Genomic DNA, 18,571 nt, shown 5'->3' with positions numbered 1-18,571 from the left:
CGGCCCTTTTGTTGTCTCTTTTCAACTGACTATTTCCACTGACTGACGGCCAGAGAGGCCGTCCAGTGACCACAAATAGAAGCGAGCGATACGATGAAAGTACTGATCATTGGCAACGGTGGCCGCGAACACGCTCTGGCTTGGAAGGCCAAACACTCCCCACTGGTACGTCACGTTTTTGTGGCGCCGGGCAACGCAGGCACCCAGCTTGAGCCGGGTGTCGAGAACGTCGCCATCGAGGCGACCGATATCGAAGGGCTGCTGGCCTTTGCCAAAGAGAAGCAGGTCGGCCTCACCATCGTCGGGCCGGAAGCGCCGCTGGTGAAAGGGGTGGTGGATGCCTTCCGCGCCGCCGGTCAGCCGATCTTTGGCCCGACCGCTGCCGCTGCCCAGCTGGAAGGCTCCAAGGCTTTCACCAAGGATTTCCTGGCCCGTCACGCCATTCCGACCGCCGAGTACCAGAACTTCACCGAAGTGGAGCCTGCGCTCGCCTACTTGCGCGAGAAGGGTGCCCCCATCGTCATCAAGGCCGATGGTCTGGCGGCGGGCAAGGGGGTTATTGTCGCCATGACCTTGCAGGAGGCGGAAGACGCGGTGCGCGACATGCTCTCCGGCAATGCCTTTGGCGAAGCGGGTTCCCGGGTGGTGATTGAGGAGTTTCTGGAGGGGGAAGAGGCGAGCTTCATCGTCATGGTCGATAGCGAGCACGTGCTGCCGATGGCCACCAGTCAGGATCACAAGCGGGTTGGCGACGGTGATACCGGCCTCAACACCGGCGGTATGGGGGCTTACTCCCCGGCGCCTGTAGTGACCGCCGAGGTACATCGACGCGTGATGGAGCAGGTGATCATGCCGACTGTGCGCGGCATGGCGGCCGAGGGCAACGTCTACACCGGTTTCCTCTACGCCGGTCTGATGATCGACGGCGCAGGCAATCCTAAGGTGATCGAGTTCAACTGCCGGTTCGGCGATCCCGAGACCCAGCCCATCATGCTGCGGATGCAGTCCGATCTGGTAGAGCTCTGTCTGGCGGCTTGCGCAGGCAAGCTGGATCAGAAAGAGGCCATCTATGATCCCCGCGCCGCCATCGGCGTGGTGTTGGCGGCGGGAGGCTATCCCGGCGATTACAGCACCAACCACCCCATCAGCGGCTTGCCGGTGGATGAAGTGGCGGGTGAGAAGGTGTTCCATGCCGGTACCCGTCTGGAGGGCGATACCAGCCTGACCGCTGGCGGCCGCGTGTTGTGCGCCACCGCCCTCGGCCACACAGTAGCAGAAGCCCAGCAGCGTGCCTATCAGCTCGCTGGCCGCATCAAGTGGGATGGCGTCTTCTACCGCAAGGATATCGGCTGGCGCGCCATTGCTCGCGAACAGGAGTAACTGACGCCAGCAAATGGCCAGCTGATCCAGACCCCGCTACGGCGGGGTTTTTTGTCCCTGTTTACCGCTTTCAACCATCCCCATAGTGCTTGTCACCTGCGTTCAATCAGTTACCAAGTGCAAACAAGCGCGGCATACTTGTCACTATTTGCCACAAAAAACAGCATTTTTCACAAACGTTTCACCATGAGTCATGGCATCATGCTGGTGATGAATTCTTGTTTGGATTCATAAGTACCCCTAACAATTCGAGCATGTCGTTATATAAGGAAATCCCATGTTGAAAACCGTCCGCCCCCTGCTGCTGCCCCTGATGTTTGGCCTGATGACCCTGCCTGCCGTGGCGGGTGATCTGGAACAGCCGATGAAGAAGATTGGCTTCAACTACAAGCAGGCCGTCAAGGCTGATGATGCAGCCACCATGGAGAAGCACATCAACGAGATGAAGGCCCAGCTGGATGTGGCCAAGCAGAAGAACATGCCGGCCGCCAAGAAAGATAAATTCCTTGAAGGGATGAACGAGGTACAGACCGAGCTGGACGCCAGCCTGGCCGCACTCAAGGCGGGTGATGAGGCCAAGGCGCGCGAACATCTGGCCAAGGTCAACGACCTGAAGAAGGAGTACCACAAATATGCCAAGCAAAAAGGGTGAGTCCTTTCGCTGGGATCCGCTGGTTCGCCTGACCCACTGGGGCTTGGCTGCGGTCTGCATCGGCAACCTCTGGGTTAACGAAGCGGGGGAAGAGTGGCACGAGTGGCTGGGTTACGGTGCCATTGGGCTGGTCTCCTTGCGTCTGCTCTGGGGGGTTACTTTTGCCCGTGGCTACGCTCGCCTTGGTGCCCTCATCCCCAGTGGTGAGGATTTTCGCCAGCAAGCGCGCGAGATGCGTGAGCGGCAGCCTCCGGCACCGGGTCATCACGGTAGCGGCAAGCTGGCCGTGTGGACGCTCTGGCTGGTTGTGCTGGCCACTGCTGGCAGCGGCTGGTTTCAAAATACCGAGACGGGATTTGAACTGGGGGCTGACGAGTGGCATGAGTGGTGCGTGGTGGCGCTGCAGGGACTGATTGGTCTGCACCTGCTGGCCATCGTCTTCACCTCCTGGCGTCAGCGCAGCAATCTGGTTACCCGGATGCTGCCAGCCATCGGGCGTCGCTCATCCATCCAGAGTGGCAGCAACGAGCAAACCTGAGGCTCAGCATTAGGCTCCTTGTCTCTGAGTGAGGCGCCTGATCCGGACCCTGCCCAGACCCGCCCATGGCGGGTCTTTTCTATGGCCTCCTCGAGCTTATCACGGGACATTGCTCGATCCGCAGATGCAAAAAGGCCGCTCATCATGAGCGGCCTTTTTCAATTTGGTGGCCCCTGGGGGACTTGAACCCACGACCAATCGATTATGAGTCGACTGCTCTGACCAACTGAGCTAAGGGGCCAAATTGTGCGTTTAGCGGCGTGGATTATAGGGGAAGAGGAAAGGGCAGTCTATAGGCATATCAACCACTTGGCGACTAATTGTCCAGCTTGATTGAGGGCGCAAAGCGGGTCGCAAGGGTAAATGCCAGACAAAACAAAGCCCCGCATGGCGGGGCTTTGGCAGAGTAGTTTGACACAGGGTCAGGACTATTCGTCCAGGAAGCTGCGCAGTACTTCCGAGCGGCTCGGGTGGCGCAGTTTGCGCAGTGCCTTGGCTTCGATTTGACGAATACGCTCACGGGTAACGTCGAACTGTTTGCCCACTTCCTCTAGGGTGTGGTCAGTGTTCATGTCGATACCGAAACGCATCCGCAGTACCTTGGCTTCGCGGGCGGTCAGGCCAGCCAGCACTTCGCGGGTGGCGTTGCGCAGGCTTTCGCTGGTCGCCGCATCCGCTGGCAGAGCCAGGGTGGTATCTTCGATAAAGTCGCCCAAGTGGGAATCTTCATCATCACCGATGGGCGTCTCCATGGAGATAGGCTCTTTGGCGATTTTCAGTACCTTGCGGATCTTGTCTTCCGGCATGCCCATGCGCATGGCCAGCTCTTCCGGGTTTGGTTCACGACCCATCTCCTGCAGCATCTGACGGGAGATTCGGTTGAGCTTGTTGATGGTCTCGATCATGTGTACCGGGATACGGATGGTACGGGCCTGATCCGCGATGGAGCGGGTAATAGCCTGACGGATCCACCAGGTAGCATAGGTCGAGAACTTGTAGCCACGACGGTATTCAAACTTGTCTACCGCCTTCATCAAACCGATGTTGCCCTCCTGGATCAGATCCAGGAACTGCAGACCGCGGTTGGTGTACTTCTTGGCGATAGAGATAACCAGACGCAAGTTGGCCTCAACCATCTCTTTCTTCGCGCGGCGGGCCTTGGCCTCACCGATGCTCATGCGACGGTTGATATCCTTGATCTGGGCAATCGACAGACCGGTCTCTTCTTCAATCTGCTGCAGCTTGCCGATGGCGCGCTGAATATCCTCGTCCATTTCAACCAGACGGGGAGACCAGGCTTTGCCAGCCTGCTTCTGGTATTCGAACCAGGCAGTTTCACACTCGTTGTTGGTGAAGGCCGCGACGAAGGTTTTCTTCGGCATCTTGGCCTGCTCAACGCAGAGTTTCATGATGATGCGTTCCTGCACGCGGACGCGCTCCATCATTTCACGCATGTTGTTGACCAAGCGATCGAACTGCTTGGGCATCAGGCGGAATTGACGGAATACATCGGCCAGCTGGGCGATGGCGGCCTGGGTATCTTCGTGCGCGCGACCATTCTTCTGAATGGAGAGACGGGTCACTTCATACTGGGCACGCAGTTCGCCAAACTTCTCGCGAGCGACTTCCGGATCCGGACCACCGTCACCGTCGTCGTCAGAGCTGTCGCCATCTTCGTCTTCGTCTTCTTCGTCCTCTTCATCTTCGTCGGCCAGATCGTCTTCGCCGAGCTCGGAACCGATATGCGTGGCGGTAGGTGCCATATCTTCAGTTTCGTTCGGGTCAATAAAGCCAGAGATAATGTCAGAGAGACGCAGCTGCTCGGCTTCGTACTTGTCGTACTGTTCGAGCAGGTAAGTAATTGCTTCAGGGTACTCGGCTACGGAGCTTTGTACCTGGTTGATACCGTCTTCGATCCGCTTGGCGATGTCGATTTCGCCTTCGCGGGTCAGCAGTTCGACGGTACCCATTTCCCGCATGTACATGCGGACGGGATCGGTCGTGCGACCAATCTCAGATTCAACAGATGCCAGAGCCTGGGCCGCTGCTTCGGCAGCGTCCTCATCGGCGGTACCACCTTCAGCCATGATAAGGTCATCGGCATCCGGAGCGTTTTCAACCACTTGAATGCCCATATCGTTGATCATCTGAATGATGTCTTCGATCTGGTCTGAATCGACAATGTCTTGCGGGAGGTGATCGTTCACCTCGGCATAGGTCAGGTAGCCCTGTTCTTTACCTTTGGCAACGAGGAGTTTAAGCTGAGACTGCGGGGTTTGCTCCATAGAACTCATCCGGTTGGTGTTGCTAGGTTGCGCGTACAGTGCGCTGCTGCGCAAATAGCCAATTCTAATAGAAAACCGCCAGACATGCTATGTCTGGTTGCGGCGTCGGTCATGAGAAACCCCTGCCCGCAGTATTGTCGGGGCCAGGCGGTTATAAAAATTTTGCTTTTCATCCCGTCGATTCGGGCAACGCTATCCATATTGGGACTAATCACTCAAATATCAAGCCCCACTCTCATTTCTTTTCTCAATTTGCACCTCTCTTATCAGCATCATCAGCTCTTGGGTTTCTTCGGAGCTTAGTCCTTCCTGAGCCACTTTGGCCTGCAATTCTTCGATCCGCTGTTTCAGAAACTGGTTGATGAAGCCGACGAAGGTGTCCTGCAATTCTCCCAGAATATCCGGCTCCTGATCGAGTTTGATCTCCTCGAACAGGTCGTGCATGGCCAGCTGAGCAAGGATCTCTCCCTCCTTGGTACCACGCCAGTGTTCCAGCAGGATACCGGTTGTGATACCGGGCTGTGCCAGGATTTGCTGGTGCAGTTGCAGCAGGAACTTGATGCCTTGTACGCGTAGTCCGGCCAATTCCGGCATGGGGGGAAGCTCAGCCGTTACTGCCGGATATTGCACCATCAGTGCCAGCGCACGCCGCAGTGGCGTCAGCTTGGCTGCCTTGGGTTTGTTGACCTCGGCCTTGGGCTGACTGTTGCGGGCAAAGAGCTCGGCGATGCGCTGTTTGTTCTCGCCCCAGCGCATCATGCTGGAGAGACGAGTGATCAGCCCTTCGCGGGTAAACCCTTCCGGTACGCGACGAATAAGCTCGGCAGCCTTGTTGGCCACTTCGAACTTGCCCGCCTCACCGGAGAGCGCCGCATCGCGACCGAGACGCTCGAACATGAAGTCGGCGAACGGTTGGGCTTCATCGAGCAGGGCTTCAAAGCCCTCCTTGCCGATCTGGCGTACCAGCGAGTCGGGATCCTCGCCATCGGGCAGGAACACGAACTTCAGCTCGCGGCCATCCTGCAGATGAGGGAGGGCATTATCCAGCGCGCGCCAGGCGGCTTCACGACCGGCGTTGTCGCCGTCGTAGCAGCAGACCACCTCGGCGGTGGTGCGAAACAGGGTGTGGATATGGTCGCTGGTTGTTGCAGTACCCAGGGCCGCCACCGCATAGTCGATGTCGTACTGACCGAGTGCCACCACATCCATGTAGCCTTCCACCACCAGGATCCGGCGTGGATCCTTGTGTGCCTGCTTCACCTCAAAGAGACCGAACAGTTCCCGCCCTTTATGGAAGATGGGGGTCTCCGGCGAGTTCAGGTATTTGGGGGTGCCATCACCCAGCACCCGGCCACCGAAACCGATGACCCGGCCACGCTTGTCACGGATCGGGAACATGATGCGATCGCGGAAACGATCATAACTCCCCGGGCCATTGTCACGGGTGATCAGCATGCCGCCCGAGATAAGCAACTGCTCGTGATCCCGGCTGGTACCAAAGCGTCGGCGCACCTGATCCCAATCGCTCGGTGCATAGCCAATGTTGAATCGTTTGACCACTTCACCGGTCAGACCGCGGCCTTTGAGATACTCCACCGCATGGGGAGCACTCTTGAGGTTGCTCTCGTAGAAGCGGGCGATCTGGTTCATCAGCTCGAACAGATCCTTGCTAACGGCGGGCTGACTATTGGCCGAGCCGCCGATACTCTGCTCGCGAGGTACCTGCATGCCTTGCATGCTGGCGAGCTCTTCGATGGCATCGGGAAATTCTAGACCGTCGTACTCCATGACAAAGCCGATGGCGTTGCCGTGGGCGCCACAACCGAAACAGTGGTAGAACTGCTTCTCCTGGCTGACGGTAAAAGAGGGGCTTTTTTCGTTATGAAAAGGGCAGCAAGCCTGGTAGTTCTTACCGGCTTTTTTCAGCCGCACTCGCGAGTCGATCAGCTCGACTATGTCTGTGCGTACGAGCAGATCGTCGATAAAGGATTGGGGGATCCTGCCTGCCATAACCGTCCTGTTTCATTGCGGAGAAAATAAAAAAGCCGCGCATTCCAAGGGAAGCACGGCTTCTTCGACCAAACAAGAGAGTTGCCTGTTACGCCAAGCGGGTTTTCACCTGAGCACTGACGGCGCCGACATCGGCACGCCCCTGAATTTTCGGCTTCAAGACAGCCATGACCTTGCCCATATCAGCCATGACGGCAGCACCACTTTCAGTGATGGCTTGCTCGATCAGGGCGGCAATTTCATCTGCGGTCAGCTGTTGCGGCAGGAATTCCTGCAACACAACGATCTCGGCGGACTCTTTGTCGGCGAGATCCTGGCGACCGGCAGCTTCAAATTGGCTGATGGAATCGCGGCGCTGTTTGACCATTTTGGTCACGACAGCGAGGATATCCTCATCATTCAGCTCGATACGGGTATCGACTTCACGTTGCTTGATTTCTGCCATCAACAAGCGGATCGCTCCCAGACGTGCCTTATCTTTGGCAAGCATGGCGAGTTTTTGCTGATCCTTGAGTTGATCCTTCAGAGACACGGCAATATCTCCCGATTAGTACAGGCGGATACGACGTGCGTTTTCGCGAGACAGCTTCTTGGCGTGACGCTTGACAGCAGACGCTTTGGCGCGCTTACGAATGGTAGTCGGCTTCTCGTAGAACTCACGGCTACGAACTTCGGACAGGATACCGGCTTTTTCGCAAGAACGCTTGAAACGACGCAGAGCAACGTCAAACGGCTCATTTTCACGGACTTTGATTACTGGCATGTGCCTTTCACCTCAGTGATAAATTGTTAGCTGACCTTCAATCGATCAGCATGTCTTAAAATGGTGCGAAATTATACTCTGGACAGGGAATGAAAGTAAACCCGCAGAGATCGCTCTGGTTTAAAAAACCCGCGAAGGTTACCATAGCCGTCTCATTTTAGCAGTGAAATTTTTTAGCAATGCGTGTATTGGGCATAGAGACATCCTGTGACGAAACCGGGATCGCGATCTTCGACGATCAAAAAGGGATCCTTTCCCATCAGTTATACAGCCAGGTCAAGCTGCATGCGGACTACGGTGGCGTTGTCCCCGAGCTCGCCAGCCGGGATCATGTTCGCAAGACGATCCCGTTGATCCAGGCCGCATTGCAAGAGGCGGGACTGGGCAAAGATGACATCGACGGCATCGCGTATACCGCGGGTCCGGGTCTGGTTGGCGCCATTCTGGTGGGGGCGACCATTGGCCGCTCGCTGGCGATGGCGTGGAACAAGCCGGCTATCGCCGTCCATCATATGGAAGGCCACCTGCTGGCCCCCATGCTGGAAGAGAAAGCCCCCGAGTTCCCCTTCGTGGCGCTGCTGGTCTCCGGTGGTCACTCCATGCTGGTGCGGGTTGATGGCATCGGCAGCTATCAGCTGTTGGGTGAATCCATCGATGATGCCGCTGGCGAAGCGTTCGACAAGACCGCCAAGCTGATGGGGCTGGACTATCCGGGTGGCCCGCTGCTCTCCCGTCTGGCCGAGAAGGGCACTACTGGGCGCTTCCACTTCCCCCGTCCCATGACTGACCGTCCCGGGCTCGATATGAGCTTCTCCGGCCTGAAGACCTTCACCGCCAACACCATCGCCGCCAATGGTGATGATGAGCAGACCCGTGCCGATATCGCTCGGGCGTTTGAAGATGCGGTGGTTGATACCCTGGCCATCAAGTGCCGTCGTGCTTTGAAAGAGACCGGTCTCACGCGTCTGGTGGTCGCTGGTGGCGTCAGTGCCAACCGTCATCTGCGTGCCCAGCTGGCCGAGCTGATGGAGAGCCTCAAGGGTGAGGTGTTCTATCCGCGCACTGAATATTGCACCGATAACGGCGCCATGATCGCTTACGCCGGTATGCAGCGCCTGAAAGCGGGCGTGTTTGAGCCGCTGGCGGTCAAAGCCGTGCCGCGCTGGCCGCTGGATACCCTGGATCCGGTCTGATCCGGCGGTTCCCGCCTTCTGGCGTGGTGCTGAGTACCATGGTGGCCTACTACTCCGGCAATCCAGCAGCGGTGGTTATAGCGCAGCTGGTAGGCTGTTGTAGTGTCTGCTGTCGCCGTGGTTGAGCCATCCGGATAAGAGGTCAGCCCTCTTGCTGTCAGACAGCCAAGCCAACCACAGAGTAAAAAGAGATAAAAAAATCCCCGCCAACTGGCGGGGATTTTTGTTTGGTAATCGGCAGGCGATGAATTACAGCAGGATGCCGCCGAAGAAGAAGCCCAGTGCCACGGCGATGGCGATGGTGGCGGTGCCCGGTACGAAGAAGGGGTGGTTGAAGACCGCCTTACCGATACGGGTGGAGCCGGTGTCGTCCATCTCTACCGCGGCCAGCAGGGTCGGGTAGGTCGGCAGTACGAACAGGGCGCTCACGGCTGCGAAGGAGGCAATCGCAGTCAGCGGGCTGACACCCAGTGCCAGTGCGGCAGGCATCAACGCTTTGGTGGTGGCGCCTTGTGAATAGAGCAGCATGGCGGCAAAGAACAGCACCACGGCCAGCAGCCAGGAGTACTGGTTCAGCAGGTCGCCAGCGATCAGCTGGATGGTGTCCATGTTGCCTTTCACGAAGACGTTACCCAGCCAGGCCACACCCAGTACGCAGATACAGGCGGACATACCGGACTTGAAGGTCGGCATGTTGGTGACCTGGGTGGCGTCCAGTTTGCACACCAGGGTCATGATGGTGGCCGCGGCCAGCATGATGCCCATGATGGCACCGTCACGGGGGATCGGCGGGTTGGTGATCAGGCCCACTTTACCGGAGATGGCAGTGGCATAAGCCATGACAGCAACGATGGCGGCGATGAAGATCCAGACAGACAGTTTGGCGTACGGTTTGATCTCGAGCTTGGTAGTACCACGCAGTTTGATCAGGCCCTTGGCTTTACGCTCCAGATAGACTTCGTCCTGATCCAGCGGTTTGCCCATCATGTTGGCAATGAAGGCGCCCAGGATACAGGCCAGGAAGGTAGAGGGGATGCAGATGGCCAGCAGGGTCAGGTAGTCAACACCGAACGGCTCGAGCATGCCGGAGAAGGCAACCACAGCGGCAGAAATTGGGGAGGCTGTGATGGCGATCTGGGAAGCGACAACCGCGATGGAGAGAGGACGGGATGGGCGGATCCCTTGCTCTTTGGCCACTTCAGCGATCACCGGCAGGGTGGAGAAGGCGGTATGACCGGTACCGGCCAGCATGGTCATCAGGTAGGTGACCACCGGGGCGGCGAAGGTGATGTATTTGGGGTTCTTGCGCAGCGCTTTTTCTGCCAGGAAGACCAGATAGTCCATCCCGCCAGCCAGTTGCATACAGGCGATGGCGCAGATGACGGACGCGATGATCATGATCACATCCCAAGGGATGTAGCTGACCAGTTGATCGCTCGGGATGGGCATGCCCAGACCCCACGTCAATACCAGTACCCCCAGACCACCGGCAAAGCCGATGCCGATGCTGCCTATCCGGGCCCCCAGATAGATAGCGGCGAGCACGACAAGTAACTCGATTCCAATCATAGCGATAACTCCATTTTTTAGTTTTTGGTTTTTATTTGGCAAAAAGCCAATTCCCGATCGGGCTGGGGATAAAGACCAATCGGGAACTGACTTTATGGGCCGGGAAGATCCCGGCCCACACTCGCTTATACGGCAGCTTCGCGGGTGAAACGCTTGGCTTTGTATTGCGGGTTCATCAGGTTCTCGATGGAGAGAATTTCGTCCAGCTGCTCGGCGCTCAGCAGACCGCGCTCAAGAACGACTTCACGGACGTTCTTGCCGGTCTGGGCACAGATCTTGCCGACGATATCCCCTTCGTGGTGGCCGATGAAGGGGTTCAGGTAGGTCACGATACCGATGGAGTTCAGCACGTGATTCATGCAGATTTCCGGGTTGGCGGTGATACCTTCCACGCACTTCTCGCGCAGGGAAATACAGGCTTTTTCCATCAGGCTCAGGGATTCGAACATCGCCTGACCAATCACCGGCTCCATGACGTTCAGCTGCAGCTGACCGGCTTCGGCGGCGAAGGTGATGGTGATGTCGTTACCGAATACCTTGAAGCAGGATTGGTTGACCACTTCCGGGATAACCGGGTTGACCTTGGCCGGCATGATGGATGAACCCGCCTGCATTTCCGGCAGGTTGATCTCTTTCAGTGCAGTGCGCGGGCCGGAGGAGAGCAGACGCAGGTCGTTACAGATCTTGGACAGCTTCATGGCCAGACGCTTGATGGCGCCGTGCAGCATGACGTAGGCGCCACAGTCGGAGGTCGCTTCGATCAGATCTTCTGCCGGCACATAGGCACGACCGGTGATCTGGGCCAGACGCTTGATAGCCAGTGCAGAGTACTCGGGCGGAGTGTTCAGACCGGTACCGATGGCGGTTGCGCCCAAGTTCACTTCCAGCAGCAACTCCTGGCAACGCTTGATGGACTTGATCTCTTCACGCAGTGTCACGGCGAATGCGTGGAACTCCTGACCCAGGGTCATCGGAACCGCATCTTGCAGCTGGGTACGGCCCATCTTCAGGATGTTTTTGAACTCTTTCGCTTTGGCATCGAATGCCGCGATCAGGTGCTCCAGCGCATGCAGGGTCACGTCAGTGCTGTTGACCACAGCAACGCGGAAACCGGTCGGGTAGGCATCGTTGGTGGACTGGCACTTGTTGACGTGGTCGTTCGGGTTGATGACGTCGTAACGGCCTTTCTCCAGACCCATGATTTCCAGGGCGATGTTGGCCAGTACTTCGTTGGTGTTCATGTTGACGGAGGTGCCGGCACCACCCTGGTAAACGTCGACCGGGAACTGGTCGAAGCATTTGCCGGTGTTCAGCATCAGGTCGCAGGCTTCTACGATCTTGTCAGCAATTTCAGGACGGATGGTACCCAGTTCACCGTTTGCCAGCGCAGCGGCCTTCTTGGTCAGCACCATACCGCGGACGAATTCCGGAACGTCAGAAATCTTCTGAGAGCTGATCTTGAAGTTCTCGACAGCGCGCAGGGTGTGCACACCGTAGTAGAGATCATTGGAAACTTCTTTGGTGCCCAGCAGGTCTTCTTCAATGCGGACGTTCTTGATGTCGCTCATTGTAATGCCTCAGAAATCAGATAAATGGAAAAATCCTCACCGAGTGGTCGCGAGTTCCTTGCGCACAGCTCATCCTGAAGCACCACACATCGAGTGGGGCGGTTGGGAGAATAACCTCCCGAAAAACTAATCAATATACTACTCCAATTGAGGTATCGGTTATTAGAGGTGGATCACTAAATTTGCGACATTTTCAAATTACTTTGAGAAAAGTACACATATGTTATGAAGTTTTTATCGTGATGATTTTTATAAGTTTTTGTGACTTTTTGCTGGTTTTTTAGATTGCTGATGACGTAGGAGTCAGTTGGCCAACTTGAAAAGAGGGGGGCTGCCCCCATTTATTCAGGGCAGAAAGTGGTGATGACGGGGCGGCAAAATCGCCTCTGACCATCGTTGGATGGGGGCCACTTTTTCTCAATTTACCGGTGCTGGAGTGGATATGGGCAAGTTGTTTTTGTTGTTGGTGGGTCTGGTTGTGCTGGAGCTCACCGTGATGATCGAGGTCGGCTCGGTAATCGGGGCGCTGCCGACTGTCGGCTTGCTCATCCTGACTGCGGTATTGGGCTCCTCGCTGGTGCGCAGTGAAGGGATCAAAACCCTGTTCAGCGCCCAGCAAAAGATGCAGATGGGCGAGATGCCGGGCCGCGAGGTGATGGGGGGCATGATGCTGGCGTTGGCCGGCTTGCTGCTGATTATCCCGGGTTTCGTGACCGACATTTTCGGTGTGCTGTTGCTGCAACCCTGGCTGCGTAACAAACTGGCTGACAAGCTGATCGGCAGCAGCCAGTTCCGGATGCAGATGGGCGGTTTCCAGCCTACTCAATCGCCGTTTGGCAACGCGCCGTCCGATGATCATCTGGGGAACGCCAAGCAGGGCGGCACCACCATCGAAGGCGAATTTGAGCGCAAAGAGTAATCGACGAGACGAAAACCCGAGGCGAGTGACTGAATCAGGGTTTGCCCTGATGGCACAAGGCCTCGAAGCGATGTCGGGCATACCACCATGCGAGGGTGCCCGCCGCCAGATTGGCCAGCAGTATTCCCATATATATCCCCTGTTCTCCCCCCAGCTTTGCCCCCAGCCAGGCTCCTGGCAACAGAAAACCAAACAGTCGCAATCCGTTGAACAAAAACGAGATACTGGATGCCCGCACGCCATTGAGTGCAGAGGCCAGCAGCATCACCATGCCCTGAAAGCCGTAACCGATCGGCACCAGATGCAGATAGAGAATGATGAGGCGAATGACCTGCGGATGATCGCTGAACAGGTTGGCGATGAGTGGCGCCAGTAGCCAGGTCAGGCCATAGATGGCGAGCTGGAACAGCAACGCAAACCTCATGCAGCTTTGCAGCGCAGCCTTGGCGCGGGCCGGATTGCCAGCGCCGCAGTTTTGCGAGATGAAAGGGGCCAGTACGGAGGCGAGGGCCATCATCACAATCAGCAACAGCGCCTCGACCCGCGACGCGGCGCCGTAAGCGGCCACCACCTCGGTACCCAGTCCTGCAAAGATCGTCATCAGCACCGCATTGGCCAGGGGGTTGAGCATATTGGTAAAAGAGGCGGGGACGGCGACATGGAGTAACGCCCGCCAGTGGGATAGCAACCGGGCCCGCGGCGAGAGGCGCCACAGCAGCAAGCCCTCCCGATGACGCAGGATATAGAGGCTGACCAGCATGGCCATCAACCAGGAGATAGAGGTGGCGATGGCTGCCCCGCGGATCCCCCATTCGGGAAAGGGACCGATACCGAAGATCAACAGAGGATCCAGTACCCCGTTGACCAACCCGGCTACGGCCATCACCAGACTGGGGGTTTTGGTATCGCCGGTCGCCCGGATGGCGGCATTGCCCACCATGGGCAGCACCAGCATGGGGACGGTGAGATACCAGATCAGCATGTAGTCATGGATGAGGGAGATAAGCTCGGCACTGGCCCCCAGCAGAGTAAACAGGGGTTTGATGGTGAGAGCCCCCCCGGAGAGCAGGGCTACCATGATCACCGCCAGAAACAGGCTGTCGGTGGCGAGATGGGCCGCCTCATCGTGTTTGCCCTGCCCCAGGGTATGACCGATCACCGCTGACAATCCGGCGCCCAATCCCATGGCGAGCGAGGTAACCACAAAAGTGACAGGAAAGGTAAAGCTGATGGCGGCCAGAGCTTCGGTTCCCAGCATACCGATAAAAAAGGTATCGACCAGATTGAAGGCCAGAATGGCGATGATGCCGAAGATCATGGGGCCCGTCATCTGGCGCAGTACGACCGGAATAGGGGCTGTCAGCATGGGGTTGGTGCGGGTCAAGGGCTCGTCTCTACGGCTGGCTTTGAAGGTTCTGGCATGGAAACCGGGCGGCTTGAAGCGACCTTGCTCCAGGGTGCGGACATGGCTGAACCATCGAAGATGTTTATAGTACGTGAAAAAATTTTTTTTGTATTTGCCCTTGAAGGGTTAGCAACTCTGCCCCACATCAGGGACATATCTAATTTGGCCTGGAACGGCCATTCCTCAAAGCAACAATGAGACTCATTTTGGGAGAGTTATCGATGAAAATTCGTCCACTGCACGACCGCGTCATCATCAAGCGCATCGAAGCTGAAGCCAAATCTGCCGGCGGTATCGTCTTGACTGGTACTGCGGCCCAGAAGTCCACCCGTGGTGAAGTGCTTGCCGTGGGGACTGGTCGCATCCTGGATAATGGCGAAGTCAAAGCGCTGGCCGTGAAGGTTGGTGACAAAGTTATCTTCAACGAAGGCTACGGTGTGAAGACCGAGAAGCTGGATGGTCAGGACGTCCTGATCCTCTCCGAAACCGACATCCTGGCGATTGTCGAAGAGTAATCCATCCTCCTTTTCCCTGAATTGATTTAAGGATTGAAGAAAAATGGCAGCTAAAGACGTTAAGTTTGGTAACGAAGCCCGCATCAAAATGCTGGAAGGCGTAAACATCCTGGCTGATGCCGTCAAGGTGACTCTGGGCCCGAAAGGCCGCAATGTGGTGCTGGACAAGTCCTTCGGCGCCCCGACCATCACTAAAGATGGTGTGTCTGTTGCGCGCGAAATCGAGCTGGAAGACAAGTTCCAGAACATGGGCGCCCAGATGGTCAAGGAAGTGGCTTCCAAGGCGAACGATGCCGCCGGTGACGGTACCACTACTGCAACCGTTCTGGCTCAGGCTATCGTCAACGAAGGTCTGAAAGCCGTTGCCGCCGGTATGAATCCGATGGATCTGAAACGCGGTATCGACAAGGCCGTTGTGGCTGCTGTTGCCGAGCTGCAAGCACTGTCCCAGCCGTGCGCTGACAGCAATGCCATTGCTCAGGTGGGCACCATCTCCGCCAACTCCGACGAGAAAGTGGGCAAGCTGATTGCTGAAGCCATGGACAAAGTGGGTCGCGATGGCGTCATCACCGTTGAAGATGGTCAGGGTCTGGAAGATGAGCTGGCAGTTGTTGAAGGTATGCAGTTCGACCGCGGCTACCTGTCCCCCTACTTCATCAACAAGCAAGAGACCGGTTCCGTTGAACTGGACGACCCGTTCATCCTGCTGGTTGACAAGAAAGTCTCCAACATCCGCGAAATGCTGCCGGTGCTGGAAGGCGTTGCCAAAGCTGGCAAGCCGCTGCTGATTGTTGCTGAAGACGTGGAAGGCGAAGCCCTGGCGACTCTGGTGGTCAACACCATGCGCGGTATCGTGAAAGTGGCTGCCGTCAAGGCGCCGGGCTTCGGTGACCGTCGCAAAGCCATGCTGCAGGATATCGCTGTACTGACTGGCGGTACTGTCATCTCCGAAGAAGTTGGCATGGAGCTGGAAAAAGCGACTCTGGAAGATCTGGGTCGTGCCAAGCGCATCGTCATCACCAAAGAGAACACCACCATCATCGATGGCGTGGGTGATGCCGGTGTGATCGAAGGCCGTGTTGCCCAGATCCGTCAGCAGATCGAAGAGACCTCTTCCGACTACGACCGTGAGAAGCTGCAAGAGCGTGTAGCCAAGCTGGCTGGCGGTGTTGCCGTGATCAAGGTTGGCGCAGCCACCGAAGTCGAGATGAAAGAGAAAAAAGCACGCGTGGAAGATGCCCTGCATGCTACCCGCGCCGCGGTTGAAGAAGGTGTGGTTGCCGGTGGTGGTGTCGCGCTGGTTCGCGTTGCAGCCAAACTGGCTGGTCTGCGCGGTGACAACGAAGACCAGAACGTCGGTATCAAGGTTGCCCTGCGCGCCATGGAAGCCCCGCTGCGTCAAATCGTCATCAACGCCGGTGAAGAAGCCTCCGTCATTGCCAACGCAGTGAAGAACGGCGAAGGCAACTTCGGTTACAACGCTTACAGCGAACAGTATGGCGACATGCTGGCCATGGGCATCCTGGATCCGACCAAGGTAACCCGTTCCGCCCTGCAGTTTGCCTCTTCCATCGCCGGTCTGATGATCACCACCGAGTGCATGGTCACCGAACTGCCGAAGAAAGATACCCCTGCCATGCCTGACATGGGCGGCATGGGTGGCATGGGTATGATGTAATCATCCCCCCTTGCTCTGTTTGACAAACGGCTCGCTCAAGGCGAGCCGTTTTTTTATATCTGGCTAAACTGAGTCTGTTGAGACAGCAAATCTGGGGGCGATATGAAAATGTTTGGTTGGCTGACACTACTGTGTTCATTGGTCATCATGCCGGTGATGGCTGCTGAGGCACTGACTGGGCCGGTGATCCTGAAAGTGGGTGGTAACATCAGGTCGGCAGATGAAGTTGATGGCAAGGTGTTGTTTGATCTGGCCAAACTGCAGGCTCTGCCGCAACATGAGATAGTGACCGGCAACCCGTGGGTAGATAAGCCGCACACCTACAGAGGCCCAAAATTGGCCGATGTATTGACTGCAGTCGGTGCGGATGGCAAGACCATTACGTTGACGGCACTGAACAGTTTCCAGATCCGCATTGAATGGGACAAGGTTGCCAAATACGAGCCCATTCTCGCATGGGAAGACAATGGTGCTGTCATGCGGGTACGTGACAAGGGGCCGGTCTGGTTTATGCTGCCTCTTGATCAATATCCGGAATTGAAGCGATCCGAATATACCGACATGATGATCTGGCAGTTGGATTTGATAGACATTCAGCACTGATAAAAACAGCACGGGAGCATGGGGTGAAAGGAAAGACCAGGGCGTGGCCACTGCTCGTCATTCTGTATGTATCCATCCTGTTGTTTACCGGGAGCACCCTCTATTGCCTGATGCAGATTCAGAATGCGACCAGAGCGATGGAGAAATACACCTATGATGTCTCCTGGGCGCTGATGCAGTTGCAGCTGGAGCTCGGTCGTTTCCTCAATGCAGTAGAGGTCTATCACTATGGCGGGATTGATCATGACACTTTGATGCTGCGTTATGACATTCTCTGGAGCAGAACGCCCATCCTGTTGAGCGGCCAGCTGCGCAAGAGCATGCTGGACAAGCAGAAAACCTTGCGTCTGGTGCAGCTGATTGAAACCAATATTCGCCAAATAGAGCCCGACATCACCAAGTTGCAAAGCGGGGCATCTGACTATCAGCAGATCATGATGCGCCTTGCCCCGCTGCAAGAGCCGCTCTCCTACTCCCTCGCTTCTGTGATGCAGAAGAACATCAACGTCTATTCCGAGAACGATCGTCATTTTGGGCAGTTGCGCAATGCCTTGTTGCTGATGGTCTCCGGTCTGGTCATGTCAGTGCTGCTGCTCAGCATGCTGCTTATATATGAAGGGCGTCGTCATTTCAGAGCGGCCAGACGGGATCCGCTGACCGGGTTGTCCAATCGGGTTGCTCTGCTGGAGCGGATGGAGCTGTACGCCACACAGGAAGTGCCGTTTGGGCTGGTGCTGGTCGATATCAACGACTTCAGGGATATCAACAGCAAGTTTGGCTATGACACCGGTGATTATCTGCTTTGTGAGTTTGCCACCCGGATCAGAGTGCTCTGTGAAGAGGGGGAGTGGAGTGGACGTCTGGGGGGAGATCAATTTGCCATTATTCAGCGTGGCAGCAGCGATCTGCGTCAGGTCAGGGAGCTGGTAGCGCGATTGCTGCATGCGCTGAAGCAAGATATCGTCTATGACAACTATCCCTTCCGGCTTGAAGTCGGGATCGGGATTGCCTTCTATCCGATGGACAGCGACAAGACTCAGGAGCTGCTGAGTCGTGCGGAGCAGGCCCTGTTCCATAGTCGCAAGACCCATGTCCCCTATGTAATTTACGATAACTCCCTGCTCAACGAGACGGCGCGGCGCAAGCATCTGGCGTCGGACATGATCATGGCGCTGGAACACAATGCGTTGGAACTCTATTACCAACCCATCGTCAATCTAGAGAGTGGCCGCTGCGAAGCTGTCGAGGCTCTGTTGCGCTGGCGGCATCCGGAACTCGGTTTCATTCCGCCAAACGAAGTGATTATGGTGGCTGAGGAGTTCAAGCTTGCCGAACGGGTTGGCAGCTGGGTGCTGAACACAGCTTGCGAGCAGCTCTATCAGTGGCACCAGCTTGGTATGGTTGATCTGCAAATGTGTGTGAATATCTCGCCAGGCATGTACCAGCGTAATTTGCTCAAATTGGTGGCCAAGGCATTGATGGAGCACCACCTG

General features: G+C 56.6%; 16 protein-coding genes and 1 tRNA gene (1 of these 17 running past the window's edge). 9 read left to right on the top strand and 8 right to left on the bottom strand.

Features of this window, described 5'->3' with window-relative positions; all coding sequences use genetic code 11:
- Positions 1-93: 93 nt before the first annotated feature.
- The 3 genes from purD (at position 94) to ACTG2W_RS09790 (ending at position 2,570) form a co-directional block, all read left to right on the top strand.
- Positions 94-1,380 carry a phosphoribosylamine--glycine ligase gene (gene purD, locus ACTG2W_RS09800; RefSeq protein ID WP_440016180.1) on the top strand — a complete coding sequence of 429 codons (1,287 nt, stop codon included), beginning with the start codon at positions 94-96 and terminating at the stop codon, positions 1,378-1,380.
- A gap of 277 nt (positions 1,381-1,657) precedes the next feature.
- Entirely contained in the window at positions 1,658-2,032 is a 375-nt protein-coding gene (locus ACTG2W_RS09795) for a cytochrome b562 (RefSeq protein ID WP_042053398.1), read from the top strand.
- On the top strand, positions 2,013-2,570 hold the full coding sequence (locus tag ACTG2W_RS09790) for a cytochrome b/b6 domain-containing protein (protein ID WP_106843928.1): 558 nt from the start codon (positions 2,013-2,015) through the stop codon (positions 2,568-2,570). The genes ACTG2W_RS09795 and ACTG2W_RS09790 overlap by 20 nt, the downstream gene beginning before the upstream one ends.
- Before the next feature lie 164 nt (positions 2,571-2,734).
- Here ACTG2W_RS09790 and ACTG2W_RS09785 read toward each other — a convergent pair.
- The 5 genes from ACTG2W_RS09785 to rpsU all read right to left on the bottom strand — a co-directional run bounded on the left by ACTG2W_RS09785 (position 2,735) and on the right by rpsU (position 7,628).
- Positions 2,735-2,811: transfer RNA gene (locus ACTG2W_RS09785), tRNA-Ile, on the bottom strand.
- Between the two features lie 187 nt (positions 2,812-2,998).
- Positions 2,999-4,894, bottom strand: coding sequence for an RNA polymerase sigma factor RpoD (gene rpoD, locus ACTG2W_RS09780; RefSeq protein ID WP_263718854.1), 1,896 nt, complete (start codon positions 4,892-4,894; stop codon positions 2,999-3,001).
- A gap of 183 nt (positions 4,895-5,077) precedes the next feature.
- A complete protein-coding gene (dnaG, locus tag ACTG2W_RS09775) occupies positions 5,078-6,865 on the bottom strand; it encodes a DNA primase (RefSeq protein WP_106843929.1) in 1,788 nt (595 codons plus the stop codon).
- A gap of 88 nt (positions 6,866-6,953) precedes the next feature.
- On the bottom strand, positions 6,954-7,397 hold the full coding sequence (locus tag ACTG2W_RS09770; RefSeq protein ID WP_005349081.1) for a GatB/YqeY domain-containing protein: 444 nt from the start codon (positions 7,395-7,397) through the stop codon (positions 6,954-6,956).
- A gap of 15 nt (positions 7,398-7,412) precedes the next feature.
- Positions 7,413-7,628 carry a 30S ribosomal protein S21 gene (gene rpsU / locus ACTG2W_RS09765; protein ID WP_005309452.1) on the bottom strand — a complete coding sequence of 72 codons (216 nt, stop codon included), beginning with the start codon at positions 7,626-7,628 and terminating at the stop codon, positions 7,413-7,415.
- A 179-nt stretch (positions 7,629-7,807) separates the two neighbouring features.
- Here rpsU and tsaD point away from each other — a divergent pair, with 179 nt between their 5' ends.
- Positions 7,808-8,821, top strand: a complete 1,014-nt coding sequence (tsaD, locus tag ACTG2W_RS09760; RefSeq protein ID WP_042052807.1) for a tRNA (adenosine(37)-N6)-threonylcarbamoyltransferase complex transferase subunit TsaD — start codon at positions 7,808-7,810, stop codon at positions 8,819-8,821.
- 249 nt (positions 8,822-9,070) lie between these two features.
- Here tsaD and ACTG2W_RS09755 read toward each other — a convergent pair whose 3' ends face one another.
- Complete coding sequence (locus ACTG2W_RS09755) at positions 9,071-10,390, bottom strand: anaerobic C4-dicarboxylate transporter (RefSeq protein WP_042052808.1); 1,320 nt, start codon at positions 10,388-10,390, stop codon at positions 9,071-9,073.
- A gap of 125 nt (positions 10,391-10,515) precedes the next feature.
- Positions 10,516-11,958 (bottom strand): aspartate ammonia-lyase, encoded by a 1,443-nt coding sequence (gene aspA, locus ACTG2W_RS09750; RefSeq protein WP_106843930.1) that lies wholly within the window; start codon positions 11,956-11,958, stop codon positions 10,516-10,518.
- A 442-nt stretch (positions 11,959-12,400) separates the two neighbouring features.
- On the opposite strand from aspA, the gene ACTG2W_RS09745 reads away from it, so the two are divergent.
- Complete coding sequence (locus ACTG2W_RS09745) at positions 12,401-12,877, top strand: FxsA family protein (protein WP_005358147.1); 477 nt, start codon at positions 12,401-12,403, stop codon at positions 12,875-12,877.
- A gap of 34 nt (positions 12,878-12,911) precedes the next feature.
- Here the strand turns inward: ACTG2W_RS09745 and ACTG2W_RS09740 are convergent, their stop codons facing one another.
- On the bottom strand, positions 12,912-14,243 hold the full coding sequence (locus tag ACTG2W_RS09740) for an MATE family efflux transporter (protein ID WP_440016542.1): 1,332 nt from the start codon (positions 14,241-14,243) through the stop codon (positions 12,912-12,914).
- Between the two features lie 260 nt (positions 14,244-14,503).
- Here ACTG2W_RS09740 and ACTG2W_RS09735 point away from each other — a divergent pair, with 260 nt between their 5' ends.
- The 4 genes from ACTG2W_RS09735 to ACTG2W_RS09720 form a co-directional block, all read left to right on the top strand.
- The gene (locus ACTG2W_RS09735) at positions 14,504-14,797 is read left to right on the top strand and encodes a co-chaperone GroES (RefSeq protein ID WP_005340573.1); all 294 of its coding nucleotides are present in this window, start codon (positions 14,504-14,506) and stop codon (positions 14,795-14,797) included.
- 43 nt (positions 14,798-14,840) lie between these two features.
- On the top strand, positions 14,841-16,475 hold the full coding sequence (groL, locus tag ACTG2W_RS09730) for a chaperonin GroEL (protein ID WP_005340575.1): 1,635 nt from the start codon (positions 14,841-14,843) through the stop codon (positions 16,473-16,475).
- A 102-nt stretch (positions 16,476-16,577) separates the two neighbouring features.
- Positions 16,578-17,078, top strand: a complete 501-nt coding sequence (locus tag ACTG2W_RS09725) for a molybdopterin-binding oxidoreductase (protein ID WP_005358155.1) — start codon at positions 16,578-16,580, stop codon at positions 17,076-17,078.
- Between the two features lie 23 nt (positions 17,079-17,101).
- Positions 17,102-18,571, top strand: partial view of a putative bifunctional diguanylate cyclase/phosphodiesterase gene (locus ACTG2W_RS09720; RefSeq protein WP_440016179.1) — the 5' portion only. It continues 462 nt past the right edge of the window; 1,470 of the gene's 1,932 nt are visible here — the first part of the coding sequence; its start codon is at positions 17,102-17,104; the stop codon falls past the right edge of the window.

This window comes from Aeromonas sp. 96A (genome assembly GCF_051919165.1).
In the GTDB taxonomy this organism is placed as follows: Bacteria; Pseudomonadota; Gammaproteobacteria; order Enterobacterales; family Aeromonadaceae; genus Aeromonas; species Aeromonas veronii.
This window is presented reverse-complemented; position numbering and strand designations above follow the sequence as displayed.